The following is a 22,663-nucleotide window of genomic DNA, read 5'->3' as shown; positions in this document are numbered from 1 at the left end:
AGGCACGTTATGATCCTCCATTAAAATTGAAAATTAGTTTTTCGCCGTCAACTCTATGTACTCAGGATAACGCTCTACTTCCACAGGTAGCGCCGCCTCAAGTGCCGATAAAATACTGTCGCCGTCTTTCAATTTGAACACGCCACTTATTTTCAATTTGCCCATGGCTTGGTTTTCTAGGGTTATTTTTTTTATTCGATAGCGATTGAACTCAGTGAGGACCTTAGCTAATGGTTCATTATCGAAACGAAAAATACCTTGGCGCCACTGCTGACTGGCGTTGACTTCTTTTGAGGTCACTTGCGCTATGACTTCACTGGTGCCATTAAATGCCCCAATTGAACCGGCAGGCAGCAGGGTTTCAGCTTCCTCGAAGTCAATTTGATCGTTGCTAGGCAGGGTAGATGACTGCACCGCTACTAAGCCCTCAGCAACAGACACTTTTAGTGTCGCGTCAGATTTTCGCACATTGAACTTAGTGCCAATTACCCGAATGGTTTTTTCGCCGGTATGAATGCTAAACACCCGAGTAGGATCCTTCGCTACGTCGAAAAATGCTTCCCCGCGTTCTAATAAAATACGCCGCTGGCTACCTGAAAAGTCGACTTTAATGGCACTGTTGGTATTAAGTGTCACTATGCTGCCGTCGGGTAAGCCCACCGTACTTATTTCACCCACGGCGGTGTGATAACGGTTCAGTTCGTTATGGGTGATTTGATGTGTTGGCTCAGATTGGGGCAGGGCAACGAACCAAATGGCGAACACCGCGCACACAAAACTGGCGGCAATACCGGTATACCAATAAGTGTGGTTTTTCTTTTCGACGGGGTCTGTCGTTTGAAACAGCTGATTACTGCTGTCCCAAATCGCTAACATATTGTCAAATTCCTGTTGGTGTTGGGGAGATTGGTCACACCAAGCATAAATTTCGTTTTCTTCTTCTGCGCTTAATTCACCGGAATATAATCGAGCGACAAAGTTAGCGGCTTGCTTCGTCACCGCGTCTTGGTTCACATTCCTTTTCATATGGGCGACACCTTTGTTCTGATCGCGACCAAAGCTGCTGAGATGTATTTTTCAACCGTACTAACTGATACGCCTAATGCGTCACTGATCTCTCGGTAACTCATGCCTTCTACTCTGTTTAACATAAATGCCTGTTTGTGGCTGGTTTTAATTTCAGCCAATGCTATTTCAATTTCGCGGAGCTGCTTTCTGTTTTGCAGCGCGCGTTCAGGGGAATATATCGATGAAAATATTGCCGTGTCTTGTTCGCTTACATGGTTCTCAGTGCAGCGAACTTTAGCGCGGCGAGCACGATCGATTAAAATATGGGTCGCAATTTGAAAGAGATAATTGCGTACGGTATCCATTCTACCTGCTAGCTTTTGTGCTAAGTCATCCAGCTTAAGCAGGCGCTCATATACTTCTTGCATGACATCTTCACAATCGTTGTCACTTAATCGTGAGCGCACGCGAATAAAGCGGCGTAAAGCACTGCCATACTCTGCATATAGTTGCTGTACCAGCTGGCTATTCTCATCTCTGGTAAGGAGCTGCTTTTTTGCTCTATTTAGCTGGATTACTTTCACGCCTTACCCATTAAATTGCACCATGTTACTACGTATACGCAGCGAAAATAAAACACCTCAATAAATGCTTTGAATACTTACACTCTGAGCGTGAAAGTATGCTTACTTTTGCGTTAGGATAAAACCTTTCCATTTACGATTCACAGCGCAATCAAAGAATCAGAGCAAAAAAATCAACCCGTAAGCAGAGCAAAACAAATTAACCCATAAGGTGCAGCAATGAACGACGAGATACAAACTCTGGCCACTACGGTCGTGTATGAAAATAAATGGATGCGTCTAAAAGAAGACAAAATTCGCCGCAGTAGTGGTCATCAGGGCGTATATAGCGTAGTAGAAAAGCCTGACTTCGTGGTGATATTGGCCGTACAAGATGGATACGTGCATTTGGTTGAGCAATACCGGTATCCGATTAAAAAGCGCTGCTGGGAATTGCCTCAAGGTGCATGGGAAGAAAACCCTGATGCAGACCATGCTCTGTTAGCGGCAGGTGAATTGAAGGAAGAAACCGGACTGATCGCCAAAAAAATGCGCTACCTTGGAGACCAATACCTAGCCTACGGTTTTTGCAACCAGATGTATCATATCTACCTTGCTACTGAGCTTACCTTTACCGAAATTGATTTGGACCCAGAAGAAGAAGGTTTAATCACGAAAAAGGTCACCTTAACTGAGTTTGAAGAAATGATTTTATCCGGTGAAATTAAAGATGCGTCTACAGTGAATGCCTATGGGCTAGCTAAATTAAAAGGTGTACTTTAGCGAGGTATTTAAGTCGATGGGGCATTTTTTCTCTGTGATGCGTTAATTCGCAAGAGACACTTGACCTAAAGTCGACTTTAAGTGGCATGATAAAAATACTACAAATGAAATCGAAATAGCTCAGCTGTTTCACTGGTAAATAATGGAGCGAGTATGCAAGCAAATTACTGGCATGACAAATGGGAAAAAGGCGAAATAGCATTTCATCAATTTAAAGGTAGTCCTTTATTAAAGGCACATTTTTCCGCCCTCGAATTGCCCCAAGGTAGCAGGGTTTTTGTCCCCTTGTGTGGCAAAACACGCGACATCGCTTGGCTGCTTGCCAATGATCATCACGTGGTAGGAGCCGAGTTACATGAGCCCGCTGTGCAACAGTTATTTCATGACATGGAAATACAGCCAGACGTGATACAGCGAGAAGATCTTGGTTTAGTGCATTATCATGCCACTGTGAATGACAGAATAGTTGATGTGTATGTGGGAGATATTTTTCAACTTACCCCTGAGCTAGTAGGTAAAATCGATGGGATATACGACCGCGCTGCGCTGGTTGCTTTACCACTGGAAGTACGAGAAAAGTACACCTCGCATATACGTAAGTTAAGCAGCACTGCGCCGCAGTTACTCATTAGCTTTGATTATCAACAGCATTTAATGCCAGGCCCGCCGCATTGCGTCAACGCTGAGGAAATAGCCAAACACTATGCTGATGATTATATCATTCAATTGCTTGCCAGCGTGGACGTCGAGGGTGGTTTAAAAGGTAAGGTACCTGCAAAAGAAGAGGTATGGTTACTGCAAAAGCGAAGTTAAGTAAGGCGAAATTAAGGGTAAGCAAAACGAAGCTAGTGAATCTATGGGCGTGCTTTCAAACAAGCAGGCCCTCAGTTTTTTATTAAAAGCGCTTAATTCTCTATGGGGTCAAGCACAATAGTTTTAATCGGTTGATTACGAACGCACATTTTATTGTGGGATATTTTTTGACAAAAGCCGCTATACACCTTAGCCATGTTATCCCCAGTCTCTTTTACATACTGGCATGAGGCGCGCAATTCCTTCTCTTTACAGGCCAGTTGCGCATCTTTATCCACATGCCCTTCATGGGCAACAGCCGTAAAGGTTAAAACGCTTAATGTAGCAAGGACGTTGCACCAAGGAAGTGAGCGCATATGCCAGCTAAAATCCGTTTTAGTTAAATTTACTCTCATCTCTTGCTCCGCTAGATGTTTCATTCACTGGCGACCCACTCACCTTGCTCACCGTGAAAGCAACCGATAAACATATTTTCACCGGGACTTGCAACGTGATAATGATACCCTCGGGTTTCATCAGTATGGCCTCGACATTCGTCGAGATCTGTCTCTTCATAGCCGCTAGCGTCTAGCATGGCGTAAATGCGATAGCCATCAAGTGCATAGCCGATTTGACTGGCATGGCCATCTTCTTCTCCACTGGCTGTAGAGCAACCTGTAGCAGCGTGGTAATGGTAGCCATCGAACGGATTGATGTGCCCGCCGCAGTCATCAAAAGCGGCAATCGTATAGTTGTTTAATATGGCATCGACGGGGGCTTGTGCAGCCAATATAACACCGTTCAAAGAAACCCCCATATTAGCGTTTATATAGTTCGGGGTAGAAAGGGGGACCGGCGTGACCGGCAATAGCACGGTTTCATTTACACCTCCGCCATAATATTCTAAATCGCACTGTACACAGTAATTTTGGTAAGCTGGGTCGACATTCGGTCTGGCTGCGGCTTCACACGCGGTTTGTGTATCAGTGATATTCACCTCGCCAGTACTAGGGTCGTATAATAACCAGCCGTCACCGTAAAGCTGATCTAAATGACTGATAAATTCGCCATCGATATCGTAAACCTCACCTGAACCGTCAAACCAAATACCACCTTGGGAAGCGTCCGACTCTATTGTGGGTGGGCAGAATGGGCCGATTTCATCTACGGCAGGTTCGCCCGCCAGAGTAATACGATAACACGTTGTTTGCGTACCACCTGACAGGGTACAACTTTGTGTCGTAATGGTTTCAATGACAGCGTCATCGAAAAACAACAGGGAGCTAGCTGTCACTGAAGCATCACTGTCAGGCTCAGTTTCCGTTCCCGTATCAACGTCGTCAGTCGTTGAATCTGTCGAAGTATCGGTAAAGGTTTGTTCTTGAGTCGTTTGTTCGGAATTAGCCTCTGTAGAGCTGTCCCCACAGGCACATAAGATAACACCAAGCGCAATTATCAAATAGGTTTGTGCGGTACACATTATACGTTTCATTTAAGTATCTAGGTTTATTGGTTTGCCCTAACGTTACGAATATAAAACGCAGAAACGGTGCAGATACTGAGGATTTTGCGCACAAACCGCACGCTATTGAATGTGGGTTACATTAATTTGTAGCCCACACCGTACACGGATTGCAGAATGGGTTGGGGGTCGTCAACAAGGGAAATCTTGTTGCGCAAGTTTTTCATGTGGCTGTCGATTGTGCGGTTACTGACAATGCGCGCATCTTCATAGCAACGTTTCATCAGTATTTCTCGGGAAAAAACCGTTCCTGGTTTTTCCAATAGGGTTTTCAATAAACGAAATTCAACCGGTGTTAACTCGATAATACTGCCATTAATGGTGCATTCGAATCGCTCGGCATCGATGCGAATATGCTTGAATGTAAGTATGTTGGGCGCTGTTTTCTCAGCCGTGGCGCCAAACGCCGCTCGGCGTAACAAGGCTTGCACACGGGCCACAACTTCACGTGGGGAAAAGGGTTTGCAGACATAATCGTCAGCACCGAATCCTAGTCCCATCAATCTATCTATTTCGTCCACTCTGGCGGTTAACATAATGATCGGTACATGGGAAAACGTTCGTACATTTTTGCAAATGCTCAAGCCATCTTTGCCGGGCAGCATCAAGTCAAGAATGACGCAATCTGGGTTTAGCTGCTTAATTGCTGCTTCGGCTTCGTCGCCATCATGTACGACGTGCGTTAAGAAGCCCTCTAAATTCAAAAAGTCTACCAATATTTGGGCGATTTTAGGTTCATCTTCAACGACCAGAACCTGTTGTTGGCTAGTCATGTTTGCTCCTTGGTTAAAGGGATTTTGACCGTCACACACAGACCACCGAGTGCCGATTGGGTTGCGTGAATGCTGCCATGGTGTGCATTGACGATATTTTTGCAAATGGTTAGTCCTAGTCCCGCACCGGGCGTGGCTCTGTTGCGTGATGCATTTTGCCGATACAAGGGATCGAATAATTTTTCGTAATCCTCAAAAGGCACACTAGGTAAGGTGTCGTTAATTTCAAATACAGCAACATTCCCCATCGGGTAAAGGGCGATTTGAACGCTACCTTTTGCATTGGTGTGAATAATCGCGTTATTGATTAGGTTAATATATAACTGCTCAATACGCTGCGGGTCGACCAAGCCGACTATATTCGCTTGAATATTCGCTGTGATGAGAATGTCTTTACCTTGTGCTTTGCTTTGTAGGGATGAGCACACATTTTCAAGGGCTGAGCTGATGTCGAGCTGACTAAAATGGTATTTCAAACCGCCTACATCCGACAGGGACAATTGATACAAATCGTCCACTAAGCGGTGTAACAGCAAGGCCTCATGTTTTAAAGATTCGACTTGTTTAGGGCCCAACGGGCGTATACCGGCTTCAAGCGCATCTAGCTCGCCAATGAGTATGGTTAAGGGGGTTCTTAACTCATGGGATATATCGGCAAACCAACGGTTTTTTGCGCTGCGTGTTTCGTTCAAAATATGGCTTAAACCGTTTAGGTTTTGCATAAGCTTGCCCAATTCATCACTGCGCGAGGTATCTAGTTTCAGGTCATAATTACCTCGGCTAAGACGCTCTACGCCATGAAGTACGGCATTTACCGGAGATGTCAAACGCCGGGCGAGCAACCAAGAGGCGACACCAGCGAGTAACAAACATAATAAACCTATGGCGATACTGGCGTATCTTTGTTGAATGGAAAATGACGAAGCTAATGAACGTTGTGGTATGTCGTCTAACCAACTGCGCAATTCACCAATTTTTTCCCCGTTAAGATAAATGTCATGACTAAGTACCTCTTGGGTATGTGGCTTAGGTTTATCACCTGTTAACCATTGCCCTTGTGTATCGAAAAGCGCTGTAGGGGGGCGGTTTTCCTTGCGTGCTTGAGGTGGGTGAAAAGGCGCTGCTGCATTAGGATTGCGTGGGCGCAAAGGACTTGGCTGCCCAAAAGCTCCACCAGGACGAGCGCTGTGAGGCATGGGCTGCGAGCTGGTATTAATAAATCTTTCAAGGCCCGTTCTGATAACCAACTGCCAGTTATTATTATGGGAATATGCAGCCGACAAGCTGTTCCCTAATAGGGTAAGCCGCTGCTGCTCTAAGCCAGCTATAAAATTGAGAAAGCCCTGATCGAAGCTCCATCGTGCAAGACCCAATGTAATGAAAAGTGTGATGGCAGTAAGCCCAAGAAAAGATAAGAAAACTTTGCGGAATATGTTCATAGGATGAGTATACCTTTGGGGAAGCGGCTTGCACCAGCACCGGGCAAAGAATGCCCGGTTTCTCCATGCAATCTCCACTGTTTCTGCACATTTGCTTGCTAGTATTCGTTGTAGACTAACTTTGGAGTAAAAAAATATGCAAATCTCAACCCTGATTTTCGCAACAAGCCTGTTGGCCATTAGTAGTATTAGCGCCTTTGCACAAGAAGGGCGTGGTCAGGGAGGCGAACGTCGTCCACCGCCTGAAGCATTTGAAGCGTGTGAAGACAAATCTGAAGGTGACAGCGTGACGGTAGAAACCAGACGAGGCGACTCGCTTAGTGCGACCTGCCAAATGATGAACGATACCTTGGTAGCCGTGCCACAGGATGCGAAAAGAGACTAGCGCCACAGCTAAAATATCAACTTAAAAAGGATACATGACATGCAAGTACAGTCTGCAAGCCAAGCTGTTAACCCTATGAATACGTCAGAAGTGAATCGTCCAAAAGGACCTCCACCGCCACCACGGGAAGGCGGCGTACCACCGGGGTTAGAGTCTGCGGTTTCAACTTTATCCAGTGAAGAGCAAAGCGCCGTTACCGATATGTTGGCTAGCTTGAGTAAAGATCAGCAAACGACGTTGAAGTCTCAGTTAGACAGCCTAGGGGATAACGCGAGTAGTATGTCTCAAGAGGAACTCGGAAGCGCTTTTAAAGACATTTTGACCACCCTTTCGGCTGAGCAATCTGACTCATCTTCATTAAATAAAATAGATGTATTTGCCTAATGTCCCACGCGCAATATTGATTGATAGGAAGTTGCGTTTGTAAACTGTCTATCAGGCGTCATTGCCAGTTTCGCGAATAGAGCACAGGGTATAACTTTGGCGTATATGCTTATTGTGGATATACCCTGTTTTTATTTCGACGAGAAGTACATGTCATAACTAATCGCTGTTAGTTTAGCCAGAATACTCACCCTAGGTATAAGCTTGCTCGGGTAAGCGCGTTTTTTACCAACTTACACGTCTAATACTCGCTTTGAACCCGCTGAAAAGTTGCTCTGTTAATTGGCAACTCTGTTTGTCCAGAAACTGGATCGTGAACTGAGCAGGTTGATAAAAGTCTTTAATGGTTCGCGCTTTCTCTTTACCACCTTGAATAGACGCTAATCCAAATGCCTCAGACGCCTTCTTGCCGCTTTGTTCTTCAAGGATGGGCAGCAATACTGTTTTAAGAATGTCGGCGTCCACATGCTGACAGAATACTAGGTTGTGGTATTGCTCCTTGTAGCGCAGGCTTAATCCGATTTGTTCGCAAATAATTTTAAGCTTATCGATACTGCTATCGGACGCGTGATCGCTCTCATCATTCACACATATCAGTGATGAGGCAGTGCGTTTGATGGCGTTAAAACCGTCATCAGTTGCCACAAGATTGCGAAATGAAGCGATTTGCTCAAGTAGTTCTGGTAATCCTTCTTCATCGGAAAACGTACGGCCTTGATTTAGCGCGTTAATCCTACGTTGATCCATATCAATACCAATCACTTTATGCCCTAAAGCCGCCATGCAAATCGCAGACAAAGCGCCGCTATGGCCTAGACCAAACACACTTATCTGTTTAGTATTTCTACACTTAGGTAATTGATAACTTTGTTGATTGCCATCGCTAAAGGTTACGATGCGACTAAAGCCACGCGTATTGTCTATGGTGAGTTGCGGCGTTGCATGATGCGTATAGATGCTATGGGTTTCTGAGGTGTCAAATCGCTGAGAATCAAACATTTAAGTTTCCTTCGTTATTTGAATGTTGATCCTAAACGAAGTATCAGGCTCAACATTGTCGTTGAGAAGAAAAATGCAGTTCTTGTTCCAAAGTGTAATTGTATATAAAAAACAGATAGTTAAATCTTATTTTTCATGCCCGTAATATGGGAATGTTGCAAATTTAAGACAAGTTTACATGCAGATGTAGACTAATTTACGTTGAGGTTAGGCGGGTCCATCGTCTATCTTGAAGGTGTGGTTGTCGGCAACTGCACTGAGTACCTAGCGAGATGTTCAAGGTAAAGGAGACGGAGTATGAAAGGTATCATTTTTGTAAAGTTGAACCAGTTCGTAGATGAACTCTGGGGAGAAGAGTTTTGGGATGCGCTCTTACAAGAAGCAGCTCTGCCCAGTGAAGGTATTTATACCTCTGTCGCTACCTATGATGACGAAGAGTTGTTTACACTCGTCGGCCTTATTATGCAAAAGCAAGAACTATCGGCACAACAAGCACAATTTGCCTTTGGCCAATGGATGTTCAAAGAACTATTACTTGCCGCGCCGCCAGAAGCGCATAAGTTTACCGATGTTTTTGAATTTTTGTATGGCGTGCAGGCGGTGATCCATGTGGAAGTGAAAAAGCTTAATCCAGAGGCCATTTTACCTGTGTTTGAGTTTATTCAAGAAACAGATAATTCGTTGAGCTTTCATTATATTTCTCCGCGTAAAATGTGTTATTTCTGTGAAGGCATCATTCAAGGCTTAGCAGCGCATACTGGGCAAACAGTAAGTGTGGAGCAACCTGAGTGTGTGCATGAGGGGGGAAATCGGTGTGTAATGAAGGTGACCAAAGTTGGCTAAATCGCGAGAAGAACTTGAAACAAGGATTGCAGTACTCGAGCGAAAGGTAGAGCGCGAGAAAAAAGCTCGCGTGATGTCTGAACAGCATTTGGAGCACCATTCACGTGCAGTTTATGAAGCGAATCAATCGTTGCAAGCTTCTTTGGCTATGGCCAAAAAAAAGCAAGCTGAGCTTGAATTTTTGCGCCAAACATCGGGTGATGTATCGTCAGATATCTCTCTACAAGAGCTAATTAGCAACACGGTTGAGCTTACTGGACAGTTTTTCTCGGTAGAATGTGGTTTATTTATTGTCACAAAAGACGGTGAGGCACTGGACTCTCAAGAAGACAATATTTGGCGTGCACCGAATCAGTGGGTGACGGACACGGTGTTTTTTGAACAAGCAGTCAAATTTTTACCTCTTCATCAGCAAGAGTGCTTAAGCATGTGGCTTGTTTCGGCCATTGATGATGAGTCGAGTCAAGTTATGTCTGGGTTTAAATGGATTGTGTTTGTTAATTTTGCCTTGCTAGGAGACAAAATTGCCTGGTTGGCATTCTTTAGCCGAGCAGAGTTTATCGACGAGGAAGCACTGTCAGTTTTAGGGACGGCCCGAGAGCATTTGTTAAGCGGTATAAACCGCAGAGTAACAGATGTGAATATACGAAAGCGCACGGTAGAGCTGCAAGATACCGTTAACCGCTTAGAACAAGCGAAGCGCCAATTAATTCAGTCAGAGAAAATGGCGTCTCTTGGTCAATTAGCCGCTGGTGTCGCCCATGAAATCAACAATCCTGTTGGTTTTATTCGCTCTAACTTAGAAATGCTTGAAGAATACTTACAAGACTATCAGGTGTTGCATGAGTCCATGCAGCGTCACATTGATAGTGCTGGCCAACTGGATGCCCAACACTATAAAGAGTTGTGCGATAACATTGACTTAGTCTACATACAACAAGATGCAAAAGATTTACTCGAGTCCAATTTAGAAGGGTTAGAACGGGTTAAAGAAATTGTCGAAAACCTGAGAACGTTCTCCCACAGTGGTGACGGAAAATTAGAGCGGATAAACCTAGGCGTGTGTATTGAAGGGGCGTTAAAAATCGCGTGGAACGCGCTTAAATATGAGCATATAGTGGAAAATCACATTCCCAGCGATCTGCCTGAAGTGCTTGGCAATATTGGTCAGTTACAACAGGTGTTTGTGAATTTATTTGTAAATGCAGCGTACGCCATGGACGCAGGTGGAACGTTAACACTCAAAGCACAAGTTATACCTAATGCTTTGCTCGTTGAAGTGCGTGACACAGGGTGCGGTATGGACAGAAAAACCCTGGATAAGCTCTTTACCCCATTTTTCACTACCAAACCTGTTGGCGTCGGTACCGGCCTCGGTTTATCTGTTTCTTATGCCATATTGGAGTCGCACAACGTTCTGACGCAAGTTAGCTCGACAGTAGGCAAGGGGACGCTATTTTCTCTTAGTTTTCCGCTTCTTGATGGTTAGCGTCCGAGGACAATTTCTCACTTTCTGGCTGCTCTACAAATATTTCAAAATGTTCAGATTTCTGTTTTTCATATTGAATAAGCTGCACTATGGAGGGGGCTGAAAACACATGCCCTTTGGGTAAAACGAGGATATGTTGCTGCGTCAATATATCCTTTTTCAAGCGCATACCTTCTCTTAAGTCGTTTACTTCTATTGCACTTTCAATAAACTCAACACTGATAATTTCGGGGTGCTGAACCAGGATATCTATTATTTGTGGTGTATAGCGCAGTCCACGATATTTTTTTAATTCACCAATCGCTTCATGATTTGATAATGCTGATTTGCCAATACGGCCTAACTTGTGGCGCCAAAAATCTCTGGCTACCGCCAAAATTTGCGCGCCGATTGGAATTTGTTCCAATATCAGTTGATTTGGGCCACTGCCATCAGGGTACTCAAATTGGCAGATGATGATGTCTAGTTCTGGGCGTAAGTGGGTTGCAGGCCCCAATATTTGTTCGGCGTATTTACTTTGTTGAAGAAAAATATGTTGTTGATTGAAATTCAATTCGCAAAAAGGCTTTGAATATAATGCCGTGTCTAAGCCCAACAAGCCGATTTCACAAAGTAAAGCCGCAAAAGATACTTGAGCTTGTTGTTCATCTGAGAGCGATAATTGCTCGGCTAGCTTAGCGCTTAAGTGGCTAACGCTTTGGGCAAACCCGCCATCTAAATGTGGATTGATGCTAATAAAGTTATATAGAACACGTTGGTTGGCCAAGGTATTACGTTTGAGTTTTTCCATGGTTAAAGCGACTTGTTTGCTGCGCAGTTTTACTTTTTCATCTAAATTGTGGTTCAAATCTTTGAGCAGGGTATTTTGTTTATTCACCAAGGCCTGTAGGCGGGCATTTTCATGCTTGAGCTTAACCGTTGCTAGACCGTCATTGATGGTACATATAAGCTTGTTATTATCCCAAGGCTTTTGTATGTAACAATCGATGTGGCCTTTATTGACTGCTTCTATGGTGGATGACATATCGGCATAACCCGTAAGCAAAATACGGTAACAATCAGGCGCTATTTTAATACTCTGTTGCAAAAATTCAGCGCCCGACATCGCAGGCATTTTCATGTCTGAGATAATCAAATGTACATCGTGCGCAGCCATTAATTCTAATGCTTGAGCGCCGCTTTGCGCTGTCAGTAAATTGAACGTTTGTTTACGCAAAATTCGCTTCATTGCTTGCAAGATATTCACCTCGTCATCAACACATAATACGGTGTAAATGGGGGGATCTTGTATATTAGCTTGACTCATACATTTGCCTCTTGATATTGACTCTAGGTACGCACTAAATCGTATTTACGGTCGTGTTTAAAGACTCAGTCTCTTGCTGCACGGCGGGAAGGCTCAAGGTAAAGCAGCTACCTTGAGTGACTTCACTTTTTACTGTCAGATCGCCGTCGTGCTCTTGTGCGATGCCAAATGAAATGGCTAAACCAAGTCCAGTGCCTTGACCCTCGGGCTTAGTGGTAAAGAAGGGGTCAAACAAACGTTTGATATCAGCCGCAGGAATACCATCACCCGTATCACATACAGTCAAATATACGAATTGGTCATGGCTGTATGTTTCAATGGTAATAACGCCATTTTGACTGATTGCTTGGCCTGCATTAATCAATAAATTGGTGAGAACTTGACAAATCTTACCGACATTAATGTCGACTTGGGGAACATCCTGTAACTTGGTAACTACCTCACAATGGTATTTAAGTTCGTTGCTGACCATGGTCAATGTGGTATTTACGCAGTCATTGATATTGAATATCTGTCGCTCTTGGCTGTCGGCCCGTGAAAACTGCTTTAACCCTGAAACGATGTCTTTTACCCGAGTTAAGCCTTCACTCGATTCCTGAATTAAAGCGAGTGTATCTTCTTGCATAAACTGGATATTTTCATCATCAAGCATGCCTTTTATTTTAATTTCTATATTTTGGCGCTCAGTATCCTCGTCACTTTTATGCCAGTCATTAATAAGTTTGGTTAAACGTATGTAAACATCGGCATAGTCAGCTAGTGAAGCCAAGTTGCTATTCACGAAACCAATGGGATTATTAATTTCGTGGGCTACTCCAGCGGCAAGTTGGCCAAGTGAGGCCATCTTTTCGGCCTGCACTAATTGTTGCTGGGCACTTTTAAGTTCAAAATTGATTAGGCTCAGTTGTTCGTTTTTGCTTTCCAATAACTGGGTACGTGCCGCCACTCGTTTTTCTAGCGTTTGATTCAGGTTCTCCAGCTCTTCTTGATAATTTTTTACGCGAATACACTCAGCTTTCAACGTTTCTACCATTTGATTAAATGCGTGAGTGACTTCGCCAAGCTCATCGTTGGTTTTAATGGGAATGTGGGTGTTACTAAAATCACCCGAGATAACGCTGTGGGATATTCTTTTAGCGCCAATTCTTAAGGTTTTAAGTTGGCGAGTAAGATAATGTCCTAACGCGTAAGAAAACAGCGCCACTAAGATCATCTCTATTATTGCGATAGACGTGGTCCATTGTTTTATTTTTGATATCGAACGGTGCGCGTGAACTGTACTAATGCCAATCTCAACACGCCCATAAATGTTATTCCCTTCAATAATATTGGCATACGTATCAAAGATCCCATCGGTGACATCTTCCATATGTTGATCGGCTTCAAAAACACGCATCAAGGCGTCTTTAGCGCCATTTTGTGATAACACCCCCTCGGTGCTGCTGATCACGCGAGCGTACACAATTCCGGGGTTTTTAAGTGCTTCTAATACGAAGTCGTCAAGTGATGCAAGGTCGTATGACAGAACTGCATCTTTAGTGGTGGTTGAAAACAACGTCGCAGTCGTTGAGGCATGCTTTACCAAGTCGTTGTTTACGGATTGGCTCAAGAATGTCACGGCCGTCATAATAAGGGATATAAGCAGCACTGCTTCGATACTGGCGATGCCAATAATGGTTTTACCACGTAAAGACATGACGATGCTCCCCTTATTAGGCGGTTAAAATAAGATAAAGGTTACAGTGAATCGATACCGAGGGCGCGAATGTCATTCCAGTCGCTGTCTTGTGCGGTTTCGAACTGCGTAAAGTTAATCGCTTTTAGCAATTTTGCTCCCTGTTCAGAGGTGTGCAGAGTTAACAGGCTTTGTTGAACGTTTTGGGACACCTCCTGCGCTACTAATGGGTGGTTAGCGATAGCATGGGGTGTATATTTTGCGGTTTTCCACAATATTTGTAATTGGTCACGTACCTGTTTCGGTGCGTTGTTGAAGGTGCGCATGATGCCCCCCCCAGCTGGGAATAAGCCGCGCGCTACACTTAGATAAACCGAATCGTGAGACGATACATAGCGACTATTTACAGCAATACCCTGAGCTTTTAAATCAGCTTTAGGCAATAAGGTAGCGGCAAATGCAGCCGGAGCAGGAAAAGCAAGCGTTAAGTCTTTAAGTTGACCAAGTTCAGTAATACCTGAATGCTTTTTAACAACGATAATACCTTGGATACGCTTATTTTTTTGTTTGGCCATGGCTTGGTACCCAGCGGATTTATTGTAAACGACAAAGTGATAAGGGTTCATGTAGGCGAAATCGTACTCACCTTTAGCTAAGCGTTGTTCAAATATCGGAATATTAGGTGCAGTGGTAAATATAAGTTTTACTCCACTTTTTTCACTGATTTCAGTTAATAAAGGCGTCCATAATTTGGCGAGTTTTTTCGCCGATTGTTGTGGTACGACTGCGAAGGTAAGTGATTTCTTTTGTTGCGCTGTGCTTTGTGGGGCGCAAAAGGCTTGAAATGTCAGTAATAAACCACTTATTAGGGAAATGAACGTTTTCATGTCGTACTCCTATCATCTAATTATTACTGCTTAGTCGCGTAAAAGTGCTTCTATGGCGCTTAGCAAGTCTTTGTTCGAAAAGGGCTTACCTAACGCAGCATCTGCACCTAGTTCAACCGCTTTTTGCCGTTTGCCTTCATCGAGGGCTGAAATCACGAGAATTTTTAAACCACTGTCCGCAAACTCTTTTCGGGCAAATTCAATGACTTCAAACCCATCTGCGCCGGGCATGCTTAAATCCAGGGTCATTAAGCTAGGTTTGTAACTAGAAAGTAGTGAGCCCGCTTTGAAAGGGTCGGTAGCAATCATGCTTTTATATCCTGCACGGGTCACGACTCGACTAATGGACTTTGCCATTTGAAGCTCGTCATCAACAATGAGCACAGAAGGTTGTTGAGGTGCGTATTTAGGGGGCAAAGGCAAACTATTTTCTTTCAGAAAGTTAACGAAATCTTCCTCTGTGACGCGATTGTTGCCGCCACCAGGCAGTTTGAATCCTTTAAGACGCCCACTATCTATCCAGCGGATAACGGTGCGCAGATTGACATCGCAATATTTTGCTATCTCACCGGAGGTTAGTGTTTTCATAGTTATCTCTTGGCTGCTACGAAATCGATGACATAGTTATAACACTGTAAGCAAAAATGACAAATAGGACTAAAGTGTAATATGTGACAATGGTGACATTGTGTAATAGTTGAGCACATAAACTCATCTATGTAACTGACATGCAGGAAAGCGCAATGAGAAAACTTATTGGTGTCATCACACTTGTGCTGACCAGCGCAGCAAACGCAGCGAGTGAAAAAGACGTTGATGTATTTGGCGGCTTGTTACTACGTTATGAGAATGAACAGCAGCATATCAACATACCTGACCGTGAGCGCTTAAGAGCCATTGTTCGTCTGGGACTCAAAGGTGAGATCAATAAAAACTGGTCGGCCCAGGGCAGACTGAGTACGGGTTTAAAAAATAAGCAAAACGTTCCGGCCATAACGATCCATCGGTTTAATACTCAGCCTCAACCAGATAATGACGTATTCGTTGAGCGACTATTTGTGACCGGACGCTTTGAAAATACCACCATTTTCATAGGGAAAATCCCTTGGAAAACCAAACAACTTACAGATGCGTTCTGGGATAGAAATTTAAGTCCAGTGGGGATCCACGTGGATTATCAGCTTTCAAAGCAGCACCAATTACAATTTGCTTCATTAAAGCCTCTTGATGGAGACAGTGACTTCGTTGGGTTGATGCATATCGCTCAGTGGAATATGACGTACACTTTTGAGCAGATAACGTTAGATATTTCCCCTTGGTTTGTGGACTTCCAAGGGGAGGACAATGCAAAGTATGCGAAAAAAGATACTCAGTTAGATAATCAGTTTTTGCGTTTATCCAGCAGCCTAAACTATAAAGGGTATCAACTAGGTATAGATTTTGGACGTTCATTGAAGGGGTTTTCTCAATTCGAACAATACGCAGACCAAAAAAACAGTGTGGTCGTGCAGTTATCTCAGGGCAAGCTAAAGCAGGCTGGTGATTTTGCTTGGCACCTTCGCTACCTTCGGGTTGAAAGGTTTGGGGTAATTAGTGAATTTGCACAAAATGCCACTGCCCGTTTCGCTACGGCAAACTTGCGGGGTATTGACCTTAGACTACGAAAGAAAATGGCTCGCAATTGGTGGTTAGGGGCGCGGGTAAGTGATATGCAAACCATCAAAGGTGAGCAAGAGCAAGGGCTTCGCTTTCGTCTTGAGGGGCAATATACATTTTGATTTCAGTATTTTTTGTATCAGTTAATACGCTATTTAAAAAAGGTAAAGGTGAGTCGCGATGAAGAGTCAGCAATCACATGTAAAAGCACTAGCCGGTAAGCTACTCGTCGTCGATGATGAGCCGAATATATTGTCGTCGTTAAAACGATGTTTAGTCAAAACACCTTTTGAGGTTTATGTTGCCAATAACGCACAAGAGGGCTTGGCAATTATGCAAGAGCATAATATCCAAGTGGTCTTATCTGATTTTCGCATGCCGCATATGTCTGGGGCCGAACTGATTGAGCAAATAAAGAGTACTTACCCTGATGTAATTTCAATGGTGCTTAGCGGGTTTGCCGATTTTGATTCAGCTATCGGTTTATTGAATAGTGGGGCTGCACATAAATTTCTGCGTAAGCCATGGAACAATCGGGATTTAATCGATGAAATAGATGGTGCATTTACTGAATATCATACTCGCTTACTCAATAAACGCGTATTGGAAGGTGAGCACAACCCAGAATATTACGCGTTCGAGCAAGCGGTCAGAGATCAATTTGAGATGCAGCAAGAGTTTTGCTTAGTATCACTAAAAATCAAAGATTATGATTTTTTAGAGCAGCACGCTGGGCCGAATATTTTTAAGGGGTTACTCACCGAAATTAGGGGGTTAGTGAATAGTGAGTTACCCCAAGGGAGCCAAACCTTCGCGTTTGACAGTGGTAAGATATTTATCATTATCCCTGACTATGAAAGTGAAGCGATTATCCATAGTCGTTTATCAGCCATTAATCATAAGTTAAATGAACCAAATACCCAGCGACAAGGCTGCGTAAAAATTAATTGCGTGATGGGCTATGCGTTGGCGCCCAGTGACGGTGACTCCCCCAGTAGTTTACTGGAGAATCTGCGCAGTGCGTTTTCAGTGGACAATGTGGAAAAAGAAAGGTTATGCCGTTTCGATTCTGCTTTGCGTGATGTGCAACGGCGCCAGCTTAAAATTAAGAACTCTATCAATGGTGCACTGCGTGAAAATCAGTTTTATTTGCACTTTCAACCAAAGGTACATTTGCCAGAACAAAAAATTGATAGTGCTGAAATACTGATCCGCTGGCAACACAAAGAGCTTGGTTGGATCCCGCCAAATGAGTTCATTAATCTTAGTGAGCTGGATGGTCAAATAGAGCAAATAGGGGAATGGCTAATTACCCAAAGCGTAAAAATGATTGCTGAGCTGCATCAATTTAGTCCGGATTTAAAACGGGTGGCCATCAATATATCGGCCTGTCAATTGGCAAATAACAGTGTTGTGGAACAGTTTGCGCGCCTATTAGAACAATACGCCTTACCCCCGTCGTTAATAGAGCTGGAAATCACCGAATCGTGCTTAATTCAAGACTTTGAACAAACGTTAAAAGTACTTCAAGCGCTAAAGTCACTCGGGCTAAGTATTGCCATGGATGACTTCGGTACAGGTTATTCTTCGTTCGCTTACTTAGCGAAATTACCCATTGATGTATTGAAGCTCGACAAAGTATTGGTCGATGGCATTGAGGGCTGTAAGGAAATACAAAGCATGATCGCCGGACTGATAACCATGTGCCACGAATTAGGCATTTCTGTGGTGGCAGAGGGAGTAGAAGTCGCAGGGCAGGTAGACTTGTTGAAGTTATACGGTTGCGATTATATTCAAGGATTTCATTTTAGTAAGGCATTGCCAAAACCTGAATTTGAACAAATATTGCTTCAACAACCTTTTAATACTGAGGTTCAGTAATAAGTCACTTTTAATACATTCTGAGGCATTGGAAATTGCGTCAATAGACTGCGCTGGTGCAGACCGCAAGATTATGCAGTACGCTGTTTGACACGTTAGTATTTGCTGTGCACTTGGGGTAAATCAATCAATACAAGTAACGCCCCTTGGCCACCCCATTCTAAAGGGGCTTGGTGGAAACCTTTCACGGCCGGGTGCTGAACTAGCCAATTGGGTACATTCTTTTTTAATACAAAACTGCCAAGTCCATGCACGATACACACACAATGAAAATGCTGCTTTTGTGCGGCATAAATTAGCGCGGCAATTTCTAATTTTGCTTGCTCTTTATTTAAACCGTGCAGGTCTAAAATGAGGTCGGGGGGGTATTCCCCGCGTCGTAAACGTTTCACCTCGTATGAGTCGGCGCCTGGTTGCACGTATTTTAACGGTTGGTTGCTGTCAAAATAACCTTCAAAGCCATCTGAAAATTGAAAACTTGCATTTCGCTGCTTTACCTCGCTCAGCGGATCGCGCTTTTTCGTTGAATCCGCTGATTTGTGCTTGCTGGATAGGCGTTGAGGCGGTATTTTGTCCTGCTTTATTGGCTTTACATCAGTAAACTCACTACGAAATAGTGCGCTATCGGATGATTCTGGTGTGTAGGGTTTCTTCATAGTGATATACAGCGAGCTGGGTGTAAGGCAATCGTTAAGCGCAGTTTAACAAAATCTGGGTAGTGAAACTATGCAGGGTGCTTGTTTAAGCGAAACAAATATTTAGGTAAATAATGAATAATAGTGTGGATATAGAACAAGCCGTGAACGACTTGCAAACGATGCTTGATATGGTGCGTTGGGCGGTTAGTCAATTTAATCAAGCCGGTTTGTTTTATGGCCATGGTACGGACAACCCATGGGATGAAGCCGTTTGCTTAACGCTGCATACCTTAAACTTGCCGCAAGATATGCTAGAGCAAACTGGGGAGCAGCTTTTTCAGGCGCGTTTAACACAAACCGAAAAGCGCGATATCGCGCTTTTAGTTCAGCGCCGGGCGCAAGAGCGAATTCCGTTACCGTATTTAATCAACCAAGCTTGGTTTTGTGGTTTACCCTTTTACGTTGATGAGCGAGTACTCATTCCACGCTCTCCTTTTGCAGAGTTAATCGAAGATAAGTTTGCCGCTTGGCTGACTGTCCCACCCACACATATTTTAGATTTGTGCACAGGTGGCGGTTGTATTGCAATTGCCTTGGCCTATGCATTTGAAGACGCCACAGTAGATGCAGTTGATATTAGCACTGAGGCACTTGAAGTTGCCGAAATGAATATTAATGAGCATCAGCTGAGTGAGCGAGTCTATCCAATTCAATCGGATTTGATGGATGCATTACAAGGGCAAAAATACGACCTAATCATTAGTAATCCACCTTATGTGGACGCCGAAGACATGGCTGATTTACCTGAAGAGTTTCACCACGAGCCAGAACTCGCCTTGGCCGCAGGAGAGGACGGGTTGGACCTAGTACACAAAATGTTGCGCCAAGCAGCCGCACATTTAACTGACGAGGGTTGGTTATTTGTAGAAGTGGGTAACAGCCAATTTCACATGGAGCATGTTTATCCTGATCTAAACTTACAATGGGTTGAATTTACCCGCGGTGGCCATGGTGTCTTTGCAATAAGCAGGGCCGAGTTAGTGGCGTACTTTGCCTCTTAAGCACCACAAAACGAGATTTAAGCAATTAAGATAACGCATTAGCAATAACCGAATACGAGGAAAACAACATTATGGCTGGCAATACGTTTGGCAAGCTTTTTACTTTAAGTACCTTTGGGGAAAGTCACGGCATTGCCATCGGCGGTGTGATTGATGGCTGCCCTCCTGGTTTAGAGATAAGTGAAGCTGATTTACAGGTAGATTTAGACCGCCGTAAACCCGGCACGTCTCGTTATACGACGGCACGTCGCGAGGAAGACGAAGTACAAATTTTATCTGGCGTATTTGAAGGAAAAACCACCGGCACGAGCATTGGTTTATTGATTAAAAACACCGATCAGCGCAGCAATGATTATTCTAAAATAAAAGATACTTTTCGCCCAGGTCATGCGGATTATACCTATCAACAAAAGTATGGGCTTCGTGACTATAGAGGTGGTGGACGCTCTTCAGCTCGTGAAACGGCTATTCGCGTGGCGGCTGGTGGGATTGCGAAAAAATTTCTAAAAACGCATTTGGGCATTGAGATACGAGGTTATTTGTCTCAGCTTGGGCCGATTAAAATCGATAAGGTTGACCACAGCGTGACCAATACCAATGCGTTCTTTTGCCCAGATGAAAGCAAATTAGACGCGTTAGATGAATACATGCGTGACCTTAAAAAACAGGGCGATTCAATTGGTGCCAAAGTCTCAGTTGTTGCAACGAATATGCCTGTGGGATTGGGCGAGCCTATCTTTGATCGATTAGACGCTGATTTGGCTCACGCCATGATGGGCATCAATGCAGTAAAAGGTGTTGAAGTCGGTGATGGTTTTGCCACTGTAGAACAAAAGGGCAGTGAGCACCGTGATTTGATGTCAGCTGAAGGCTTTAAATCCAACCGTTCTGGTGGGGTGCTAGGGGGCATTTCAAGCGGGCAAGATTTAGTGGTGCATATGGCGCTTAAACCGACTTCAAGTATTAGCGTACCGGGAGAAAGTATCGATATTCATGGTGAGGCGGCTGAGGTCGTTACCAAAGGGCGTCATGATCCATGTGTGGGAATTCGTGCAGTCCCCATTGCTGAAGCGATGATGGCATTGGTGTTGATGGATCACTATCTTCGTCACCGAGGACAAAACGCCGATGTGCAATCCATAACGCCTGTTATTCCCGCTCAAAGTAAATAAGTATCTCAGTGGTAACTGAGCAGGGAGCTCACGCTAGAGGTAATCTGGTAATGCTGTCGTTGACCTTCTTTTTGTATTTCGGTCAACTAGGCGTGTTAGTGCCTTACCTCGGCGTGTTTCTTGACGGGCGAGGTTTTAGTTCTCAAGACATTGGAGAATTATTTGCTCTGATTACCTTAATGCGTATTGTCGGCCCAAATTTGTTTGCTTCTTTTGCGGACAAATCTGGAAAGTCGCTGGGTATTTTGCAGCTTGGTGCCTTTCTTACCTTTGCTACCTTTTGTTCTATCTTTTGGTTAAATAGCTTTTGGGGGTTAACCATAGCGTTTGGCTTAATGATGCTGTTTTTTACCGCGATTGCCCCACAGACCGAAGTGATTACCCTTGGCAGCGTGCGGGGAGATGCCACAAAATACAGCCACGTGCGTTTGTGGGGCAGCATAGGGTTTATCGTGCTGACGGTACTTGCGGGGAAATTGATTGATGTTTTTTCCAGTGAAGCACCGATTTATATCAGCGGAGCGGTATTACTGGGTTTATTTTTAGTTACTCTGAGTTTAAAAGAAGCCACTGTCAGCGAGCATAAAGCGAGTGGTGCCGATTCAATCTGGCGTAAAATGCGGACCAAGGTGTTTATTGCCTTTATTTTATCTTCTACTCTCATACAAATCAGTTTTGGTCCTTATTATAGTTTTTTCGCCCTTTACGCCCGAGATTTGAATTACTCGGGGCAAGAAACGGGGTCGCTGATTGCCCTAGGCGTTGCCGCTGAAGTGATTATTTTTTTGTTGGCGGGAAGGTTAATTGGTCGCTTTGGCGTTAAATGGACCTTGTTTGTTAGTATGTTGTTGACCGGTCTACGCTGGTATTTGTTAGCAGTAGCCGCTCAGTTTTGGCCCACCCTGATAGTGAGTCAGTTATTGCATGCATTCAGTTTCGGCTTGATTCACGCGGCCTCAATTAATTTTATTCATCACTATTTTGGTATCCAGTTTCGAAGCCAAGGGCAGGCGTTGTATACCAGTATTGGCTTTGGCATTGGTGGCGCCGCTGGAAACTTTGGTGCTGGATTGATTTGGCAGCAAGGGCAGGGAGCTGAACTTGCCTTTACGTTAGCCACTGGGTTTGCCTTGCTGGGGGCTTTACTTGTTGCATGTATACCTAGTCGGTATATGCCTAAGTGATAACCGTTCCAGGTTCAGCCCTTCAAGTTAAGCTCTTATTAATAATGTGCAAAATTGCTAGTTTACTGCTTGATGCTGCATCGGGGCTATGTGCTAATTCAAATGTGCTGTATGTATTTGATTTAAAATTGATAAAGAAGAGCTTGTTAGACCAGTCTTTCTGATAATAAAGGTTGACGTAACTGGGAAGGGTGTTATTCTAAACCCGCTTGAAAGTACGTTT

General features: G+C 44.0%; 23 protein-coding genes. 11 read left to right on the top strand and 12 right to left on the bottom strand.

What is annotated here, in order from left to right; translation table 11 throughout:
* Positions 1-33 precede the first annotated feature (33 nt).
* Together FX988_RS05510 and FX988_RS05505 are read right to left on the bottom strand one after the other, a co-directional pair.
* Entirely contained in the window at positions 34-1,026 is a 993-nt protein-coding gene (locus tag FX988_RS05510) for a FecR family protein (RefSeq protein ID WP_160178694.1), read from the bottom strand.
* Complete coding sequence (locus FX988_RS05505) at positions 1,023-1,592, bottom strand: RNA polymerase sigma factor (RefSeq protein WP_160178693.1); 570 nt, start codon at positions 1,590-1,592, stop codon at positions 1,023-1,025. The genes FX988_RS05510 and FX988_RS05505 overlap by 4 nt, the downstream gene beginning before the upstream one ends.
* Before the next feature lie 219 nt (positions 1,593-1,811).
* Between FX988_RS05505 and FX988_RS05500 the strand changes: the two genes are divergently transcribed.
* Together FX988_RS05500 and tmpT are read left to right on the top strand one after the other, a co-directional pair.
* Positions 1,812-2,354 (top strand): NUDIX domain-containing protein, encoded by a 543-nt coding sequence (locus FX988_RS05500; RefSeq protein ID WP_160178692.1) that lies wholly within the window; start codon positions 1,812-1,814, stop codon positions 2,352-2,354.
* A 153-nt stretch (positions 2,355-2,507) separates the two neighbouring features.
* Positions 2,508-3,167, top strand: a complete 660-nt coding sequence (tmpT, locus tag FX988_RS05495) for a thiopurine S-methyltransferase (protein ID WP_160178691.1) — start codon at positions 2,508-2,510, stop codon at positions 3,165-3,167.
* Between the two features lie 92 nt (positions 3,168-3,259).
* Here tmpT and FX988_RS05490 read toward each other — a convergent pair whose 3' ends face one another.
* From FX988_RS05490 to FX988_RS05475, 4 genes are all read right to left on the bottom strand, one after another.
* Positions 3,260-3,562: a hypothetical protein gene (locus tag FX988_RS05490; RefSeq protein WP_160178690.1), complete on the bottom strand. Its 303-nt coding sequence runs from the start codon at positions 3,560-3,562 to the stop codon at positions 3,260-3,262.
* A 20-nt stretch (positions 3,563-3,582) separates the two neighbouring features.
* The gene (locus FX988_RS05485) at positions 3,583-4,638 is read right to left on the bottom strand and encodes a YHYH protein (protein WP_254700729.1); all 1,056 of its coding nucleotides are present in this window, start codon (positions 4,636-4,638) and stop codon (positions 3,583-3,585) included.
* A 107-nt stretch (positions 4,639-4,745) separates the two neighbouring features.
* A complete protein-coding gene (locus tag FX988_RS05480; protein ID WP_160178689.1) occupies positions 4,746-5,441 on the bottom strand; it encodes a response regulator in 696 nt (231 codons plus the stop codon).
* Positions 5,438-6,880 carry an ATP-binding protein gene (locus FX988_RS05475; RefSeq protein ID WP_160178688.1) on the bottom strand — a complete coding sequence of 481 codons (1,443 nt, stop codon included), beginning with the start codon at positions 6,878-6,880 and terminating at the stop codon, positions 5,438-5,440. Before FX988_RS05475 ends, FX988_RS05480 begins: the two co-directional genes overlap by 4 nt.
* A gap of 136 nt (positions 6,881-7,016) precedes the next feature.
* Between FX988_RS05475 and FX988_RS05470 the strand changes: the two genes are divergently transcribed.
* Complete coding sequence (locus FX988_RS05470; RefSeq protein ID WP_160178687.1) at positions 7,017-7,265, top strand: hypothetical protein; 249 nt, start codon at positions 7,017-7,019, stop codon at positions 7,263-7,265.
* 39 nt (positions 7,266-7,304) lie between these two features.
* Positions 7,305-7,649, top strand: a complete 345-nt coding sequence (locus FX988_RS05465) for a hypothetical protein (protein WP_160178686.1) — start codon at positions 7,305-7,307, stop codon at positions 7,647-7,649.
* Positions 7,650-7,874: 225 nt separating this feature from the next.
* Here FX988_RS05465 and FX988_RS05460 read toward each other — a convergent pair whose 3' ends face one another.
* Entirely contained in the window at positions 7,875-8,648 is a 774-nt protein-coding gene (locus tag FX988_RS05460; RefSeq protein WP_160178685.1) for a GDP-mannose dehydrogenase, read from the bottom strand.
* 297 nt (positions 8,649-8,945) lie between these two features.
* Here FX988_RS05460 and FX988_RS05455 point away from each other — a divergent pair, with 297 nt between their 5' ends.
* Together FX988_RS05455 and FX988_RS05450 are read left to right on the top strand one after the other, a co-directional pair.
* A complete protein-coding gene (locus tag FX988_RS05455) occupies positions 8,946-9,491 on the top strand; it encodes a heme NO-binding domain-containing protein (protein WP_160178684.1) in 546 nt (181 codons plus the stop codon).
* The gene (locus FX988_RS05450) at positions 9,484-10,980 is read left to right on the top strand and encodes a sensor histidine kinase (protein ID WP_160178683.1); all 1,497 of its coding nucleotides are present in this window, start codon (positions 9,484-9,486) and stop codon (positions 10,978-10,980) included. The genes FX988_RS05455 and FX988_RS05450 overlap by 8 nt, the downstream gene beginning before the upstream one ends.
* Here the strand turns inward: FX988_RS05450 and FX988_RS05445 are convergent.
* Genes FX988_RS05445 through FX988_RS05430 form a run of 4 tightly spaced genes read right to left on the bottom strand, consistent with a single transcriptional unit; the run spans position 10,955 to position 15,436 of the window.
* Positions 10,955-12,286: an HD domain-containing phosphohydrolase gene (locus FX988_RS05445; RefSeq protein ID WP_160178682.1), complete on the bottom strand. Its 1,332-nt coding sequence runs from the start codon at positions 12,284-12,286 to the stop codon at positions 10,955-10,957. The two genes, FX988_RS05450 and FX988_RS05445, sit on opposite strands and share 26 nt — an antisense overlap.
* A gap of 34 nt (positions 12,287-12,320) precedes the next feature.
* Positions 12,321-13,982, bottom strand: coding sequence for an ATP-binding protein (locus FX988_RS05440; protein ID WP_160178681.1), 1,662 nt, complete (start codon positions 13,980-13,982; stop codon positions 12,321-12,323).
* A gap of 41 nt (positions 13,983-14,023) precedes the next feature.
* On the bottom strand, positions 14,024-14,848 hold the full coding sequence (locus FX988_RS05435; RefSeq protein WP_160178680.1) for a phosphate/phosphite/phosphonate ABC transporter substrate-binding protein: 825 nt from the start codon (positions 14,846-14,848) through the stop codon (positions 14,024-14,026).
* Between the two features lie 30 nt (positions 14,849-14,878).
* Entirely contained in the window at positions 14,879-15,436 is a 558-nt protein-coding gene (locus FX988_RS05430; protein WP_160178679.1) for a response regulator, read from the bottom strand.
* A 155-nt stretch (positions 15,437-15,591) separates the two neighbouring features.
* Here FX988_RS05430 and FX988_RS05425 point away from each other — a divergent pair, with 155 nt between their 5' ends.
* A complete protein-coding gene (locus FX988_RS05425; RefSeq protein WP_160178678.1) occupies positions 15,592-16,626 on the top strand; it encodes a putative porin in 1,035 nt (344 codons plus the stop codon).
* Positions 16,627-16,684: 58 nt separating this feature from the next.
* Positions 16,685-18,385 carry an EAL domain-containing protein gene (locus tag FX988_RS05420; RefSeq protein ID WP_160178677.1) on the top strand — a complete coding sequence of 567 codons (1,701 nt, stop codon included), beginning with the start codon at positions 16,685-16,687 and terminating at the stop codon, positions 18,383-18,385.
* Between the two features lie 95 nt (positions 18,386-18,480).
* Here FX988_RS05420 and smrB read toward each other — a convergent pair whose 3' ends face one another.
* A complete protein-coding gene (gene smrB, locus FX988_RS05415) occupies positions 18,481-19,041 on the bottom strand; it encodes an endonuclease SmrB (RefSeq protein WP_160178676.1) in 561 nt (186 codons plus the stop codon).
* A gap of 113 nt (positions 19,042-19,154) precedes the next feature.
* On the opposite strand from smrB, the gene prmB reads away from it, so the two are divergent.
* The 3 genes from prmB to FX988_RS05400 all read left to right on the top strand — a co-directional run bounded on the left by prmB (position 19,155) and on the right by FX988_RS05400 (position 22,440).
* Positions 19,155-20,084, top strand: a complete 930-nt coding sequence (gene prmB, locus FX988_RS05410; protein WP_160178675.1) for a 50S ribosomal protein L3 N(5)-glutamine methyltransferase — start codon at positions 19,155-19,157, stop codon at positions 20,082-20,084.
* A 71-nt stretch (positions 20,085-20,155) separates the two neighbouring features.
* Positions 20,156-21,256 carry a chorismate synthase gene (gene aroC / locus FX988_RS05405; protein ID WP_160178674.1) on the top strand — a complete coding sequence of 367 codons (1,101 nt, stop codon included), beginning with the start codon at positions 20,156-20,158 and terminating at the stop codon, positions 21,254-21,256.
* Between the two features lie 50 nt (positions 21,257-21,306).
* Positions 21,307-22,440, top strand: a complete 1,134-nt coding sequence (locus FX988_RS05400) for an MFS transporter (RefSeq protein ID WP_160178673.1) — start codon at positions 21,307-21,309, stop codon at positions 22,438-22,440.
* The last annotated feature ends 223 nt before the right edge of the window (positions 22,441-22,663 follow it).

Origin of the sequence: Paraglaciecola mesophila (assembly GCF_009906955.1) — a bacterium.
Classification (GTDB): Bacteria; Pseudomonadota; Gammaproteobacteria; order Enterobacterales; family Alteromonadaceae; genus Paraglaciecola; species Paraglaciecola mesophila_A.
Note: the sequence above shows the minus strand (reverse complement) of the source record. Positions and strands in the feature narration are given on the sequence as shown.

Coding starts and splice junctions, on each gene's coding strand:
- FX988_RS05510 (WP_160178694.1), bottom strand. CDS start 1,026: ATGAAAAGGAATGTGAACCAAGACGCGGTGACGAAGCAAGCCGCTAAC.
- FX988_RS05500 (WP_160178692.1), top strand. CDS start 1,812: ATGAACGACGAGATACAAACTCTGGCCACTACGGTCGTGTATGAAAAT.
- tmpT (WP_160178691.1), top strand. CDS start 2,508: ATGCAAGCAAATTACTGGCATGACAAATGGGAAAAAGGCGAAATAGCA.
- FX988_RS05490 (WP_160178690.1), bottom strand. CDS start 3,562: ATGAGAGTAAATTTAACTAAAACGGATTTTAGCTGGCATATGCGCTCA.
- FX988_RS05485 (WP_254700729.1), bottom strand. CDS start 4,638: ATGAAACGTATAATGTGTACCGCACAAACCTATTTGATAATTGCGCTT.
- FX988_RS05480 (WP_160178689.1), bottom strand. CDS start 5,441: ATGACTAGCCAACAACAGGTTCTGGTCGTTGAAGATGAACCTAAAATC.
- FX988_RS05475 (WP_160178688.1), bottom strand. CDS start 6,880: ATGAACATATTCCGCAAAGTTTTCTTATCTTTTCTTGGGCTTACTGCC.
- FX988_RS05470 (WP_160178687.1), top strand. CDS start 7,017: ATGCAAATCTCAACCCTGATTTTCGCAACAAGCCTGTTGGCCATTAGT.
- FX988_RS05465 (WP_160178686.1), top strand. CDS start 7,305: ATGCAAGTACAGTCTGCAAGCCAAGCTGTTAACCCTATGAATACGTCA.
- FX988_RS05460 (WP_160178685.1), bottom strand. CDS start 8,648: ATGTTTGATTCTCAGCGATTTGACACCTCAGAAACCCATAGCATCTAT.
- FX988_RS05455 (WP_160178684.1), top strand. CDS start 8,946: ATGAAAGGTATCATTTTTGTAAAGTTGAACCAGTTCGTAGATGAACTC.
- FX988_RS05445 (WP_160178682.1), bottom strand. CDS start 12,286: ATGAGTCAAGCTAATATACAAGATCCCCCCATTTACACCGTATTATGT.
- FX988_RS05440 (WP_160178681.1), bottom strand. CDS start 13,982: ATGTCTTTACGTGGTAAAACCATTATTGGCATCGCCAGTATCGAAGCA.
- FX988_RS05435 (WP_160178680.1), bottom strand. CDS start 14,848: ATGAAAACGTTCATTTCCCTAATAAGTGGTTTATTACTGACATTTCAA.
- FX988_RS05430 (WP_160178679.1), bottom strand. CDS start 15,436: ATGAAAACACTAACCTCCGGTGAGATAGCAAAATATTGCGATGTCAAT.
- FX988_RS05425 (WP_160178678.1), top strand. CDS start 15,592: ATGAGAAAACTTATTGGTGTCATCACACTTGTGCTGACCAGCGCAGCA.
- FX988_RS05420 (WP_160178677.1), top strand. CDS start 16,685: ATGAAGAGTCAGCAATCACATGTAAAAGCACTAGCCGGTAAGCTACTC.
- smrB (WP_160178676.1), bottom strand. CDS start 19,041: ATGAAGAAACCCTACACACCAGAATCATCCGATAGCGCACTATTTCGT.
- prmB (WP_160178675.1), top strand. CDS start 19,155: ATGAATAATAGTGTGGATATAGAACAAGCCGTGAACGACTTGCAAACG.
- aroC (WP_160178674.1), top strand. CDS start 20,156: ATGGCTGGCAATACGTTTGGCAAGCTTTTTACTTTAAGTACCTTTGGG.
- FX988_RS05400 (WP_160178673.1), top strand. CDS start 21,307: ATGCTGTCGTTGACCTTCTTTTTGTATTTCGGTCAACTAGGCGTGTTA.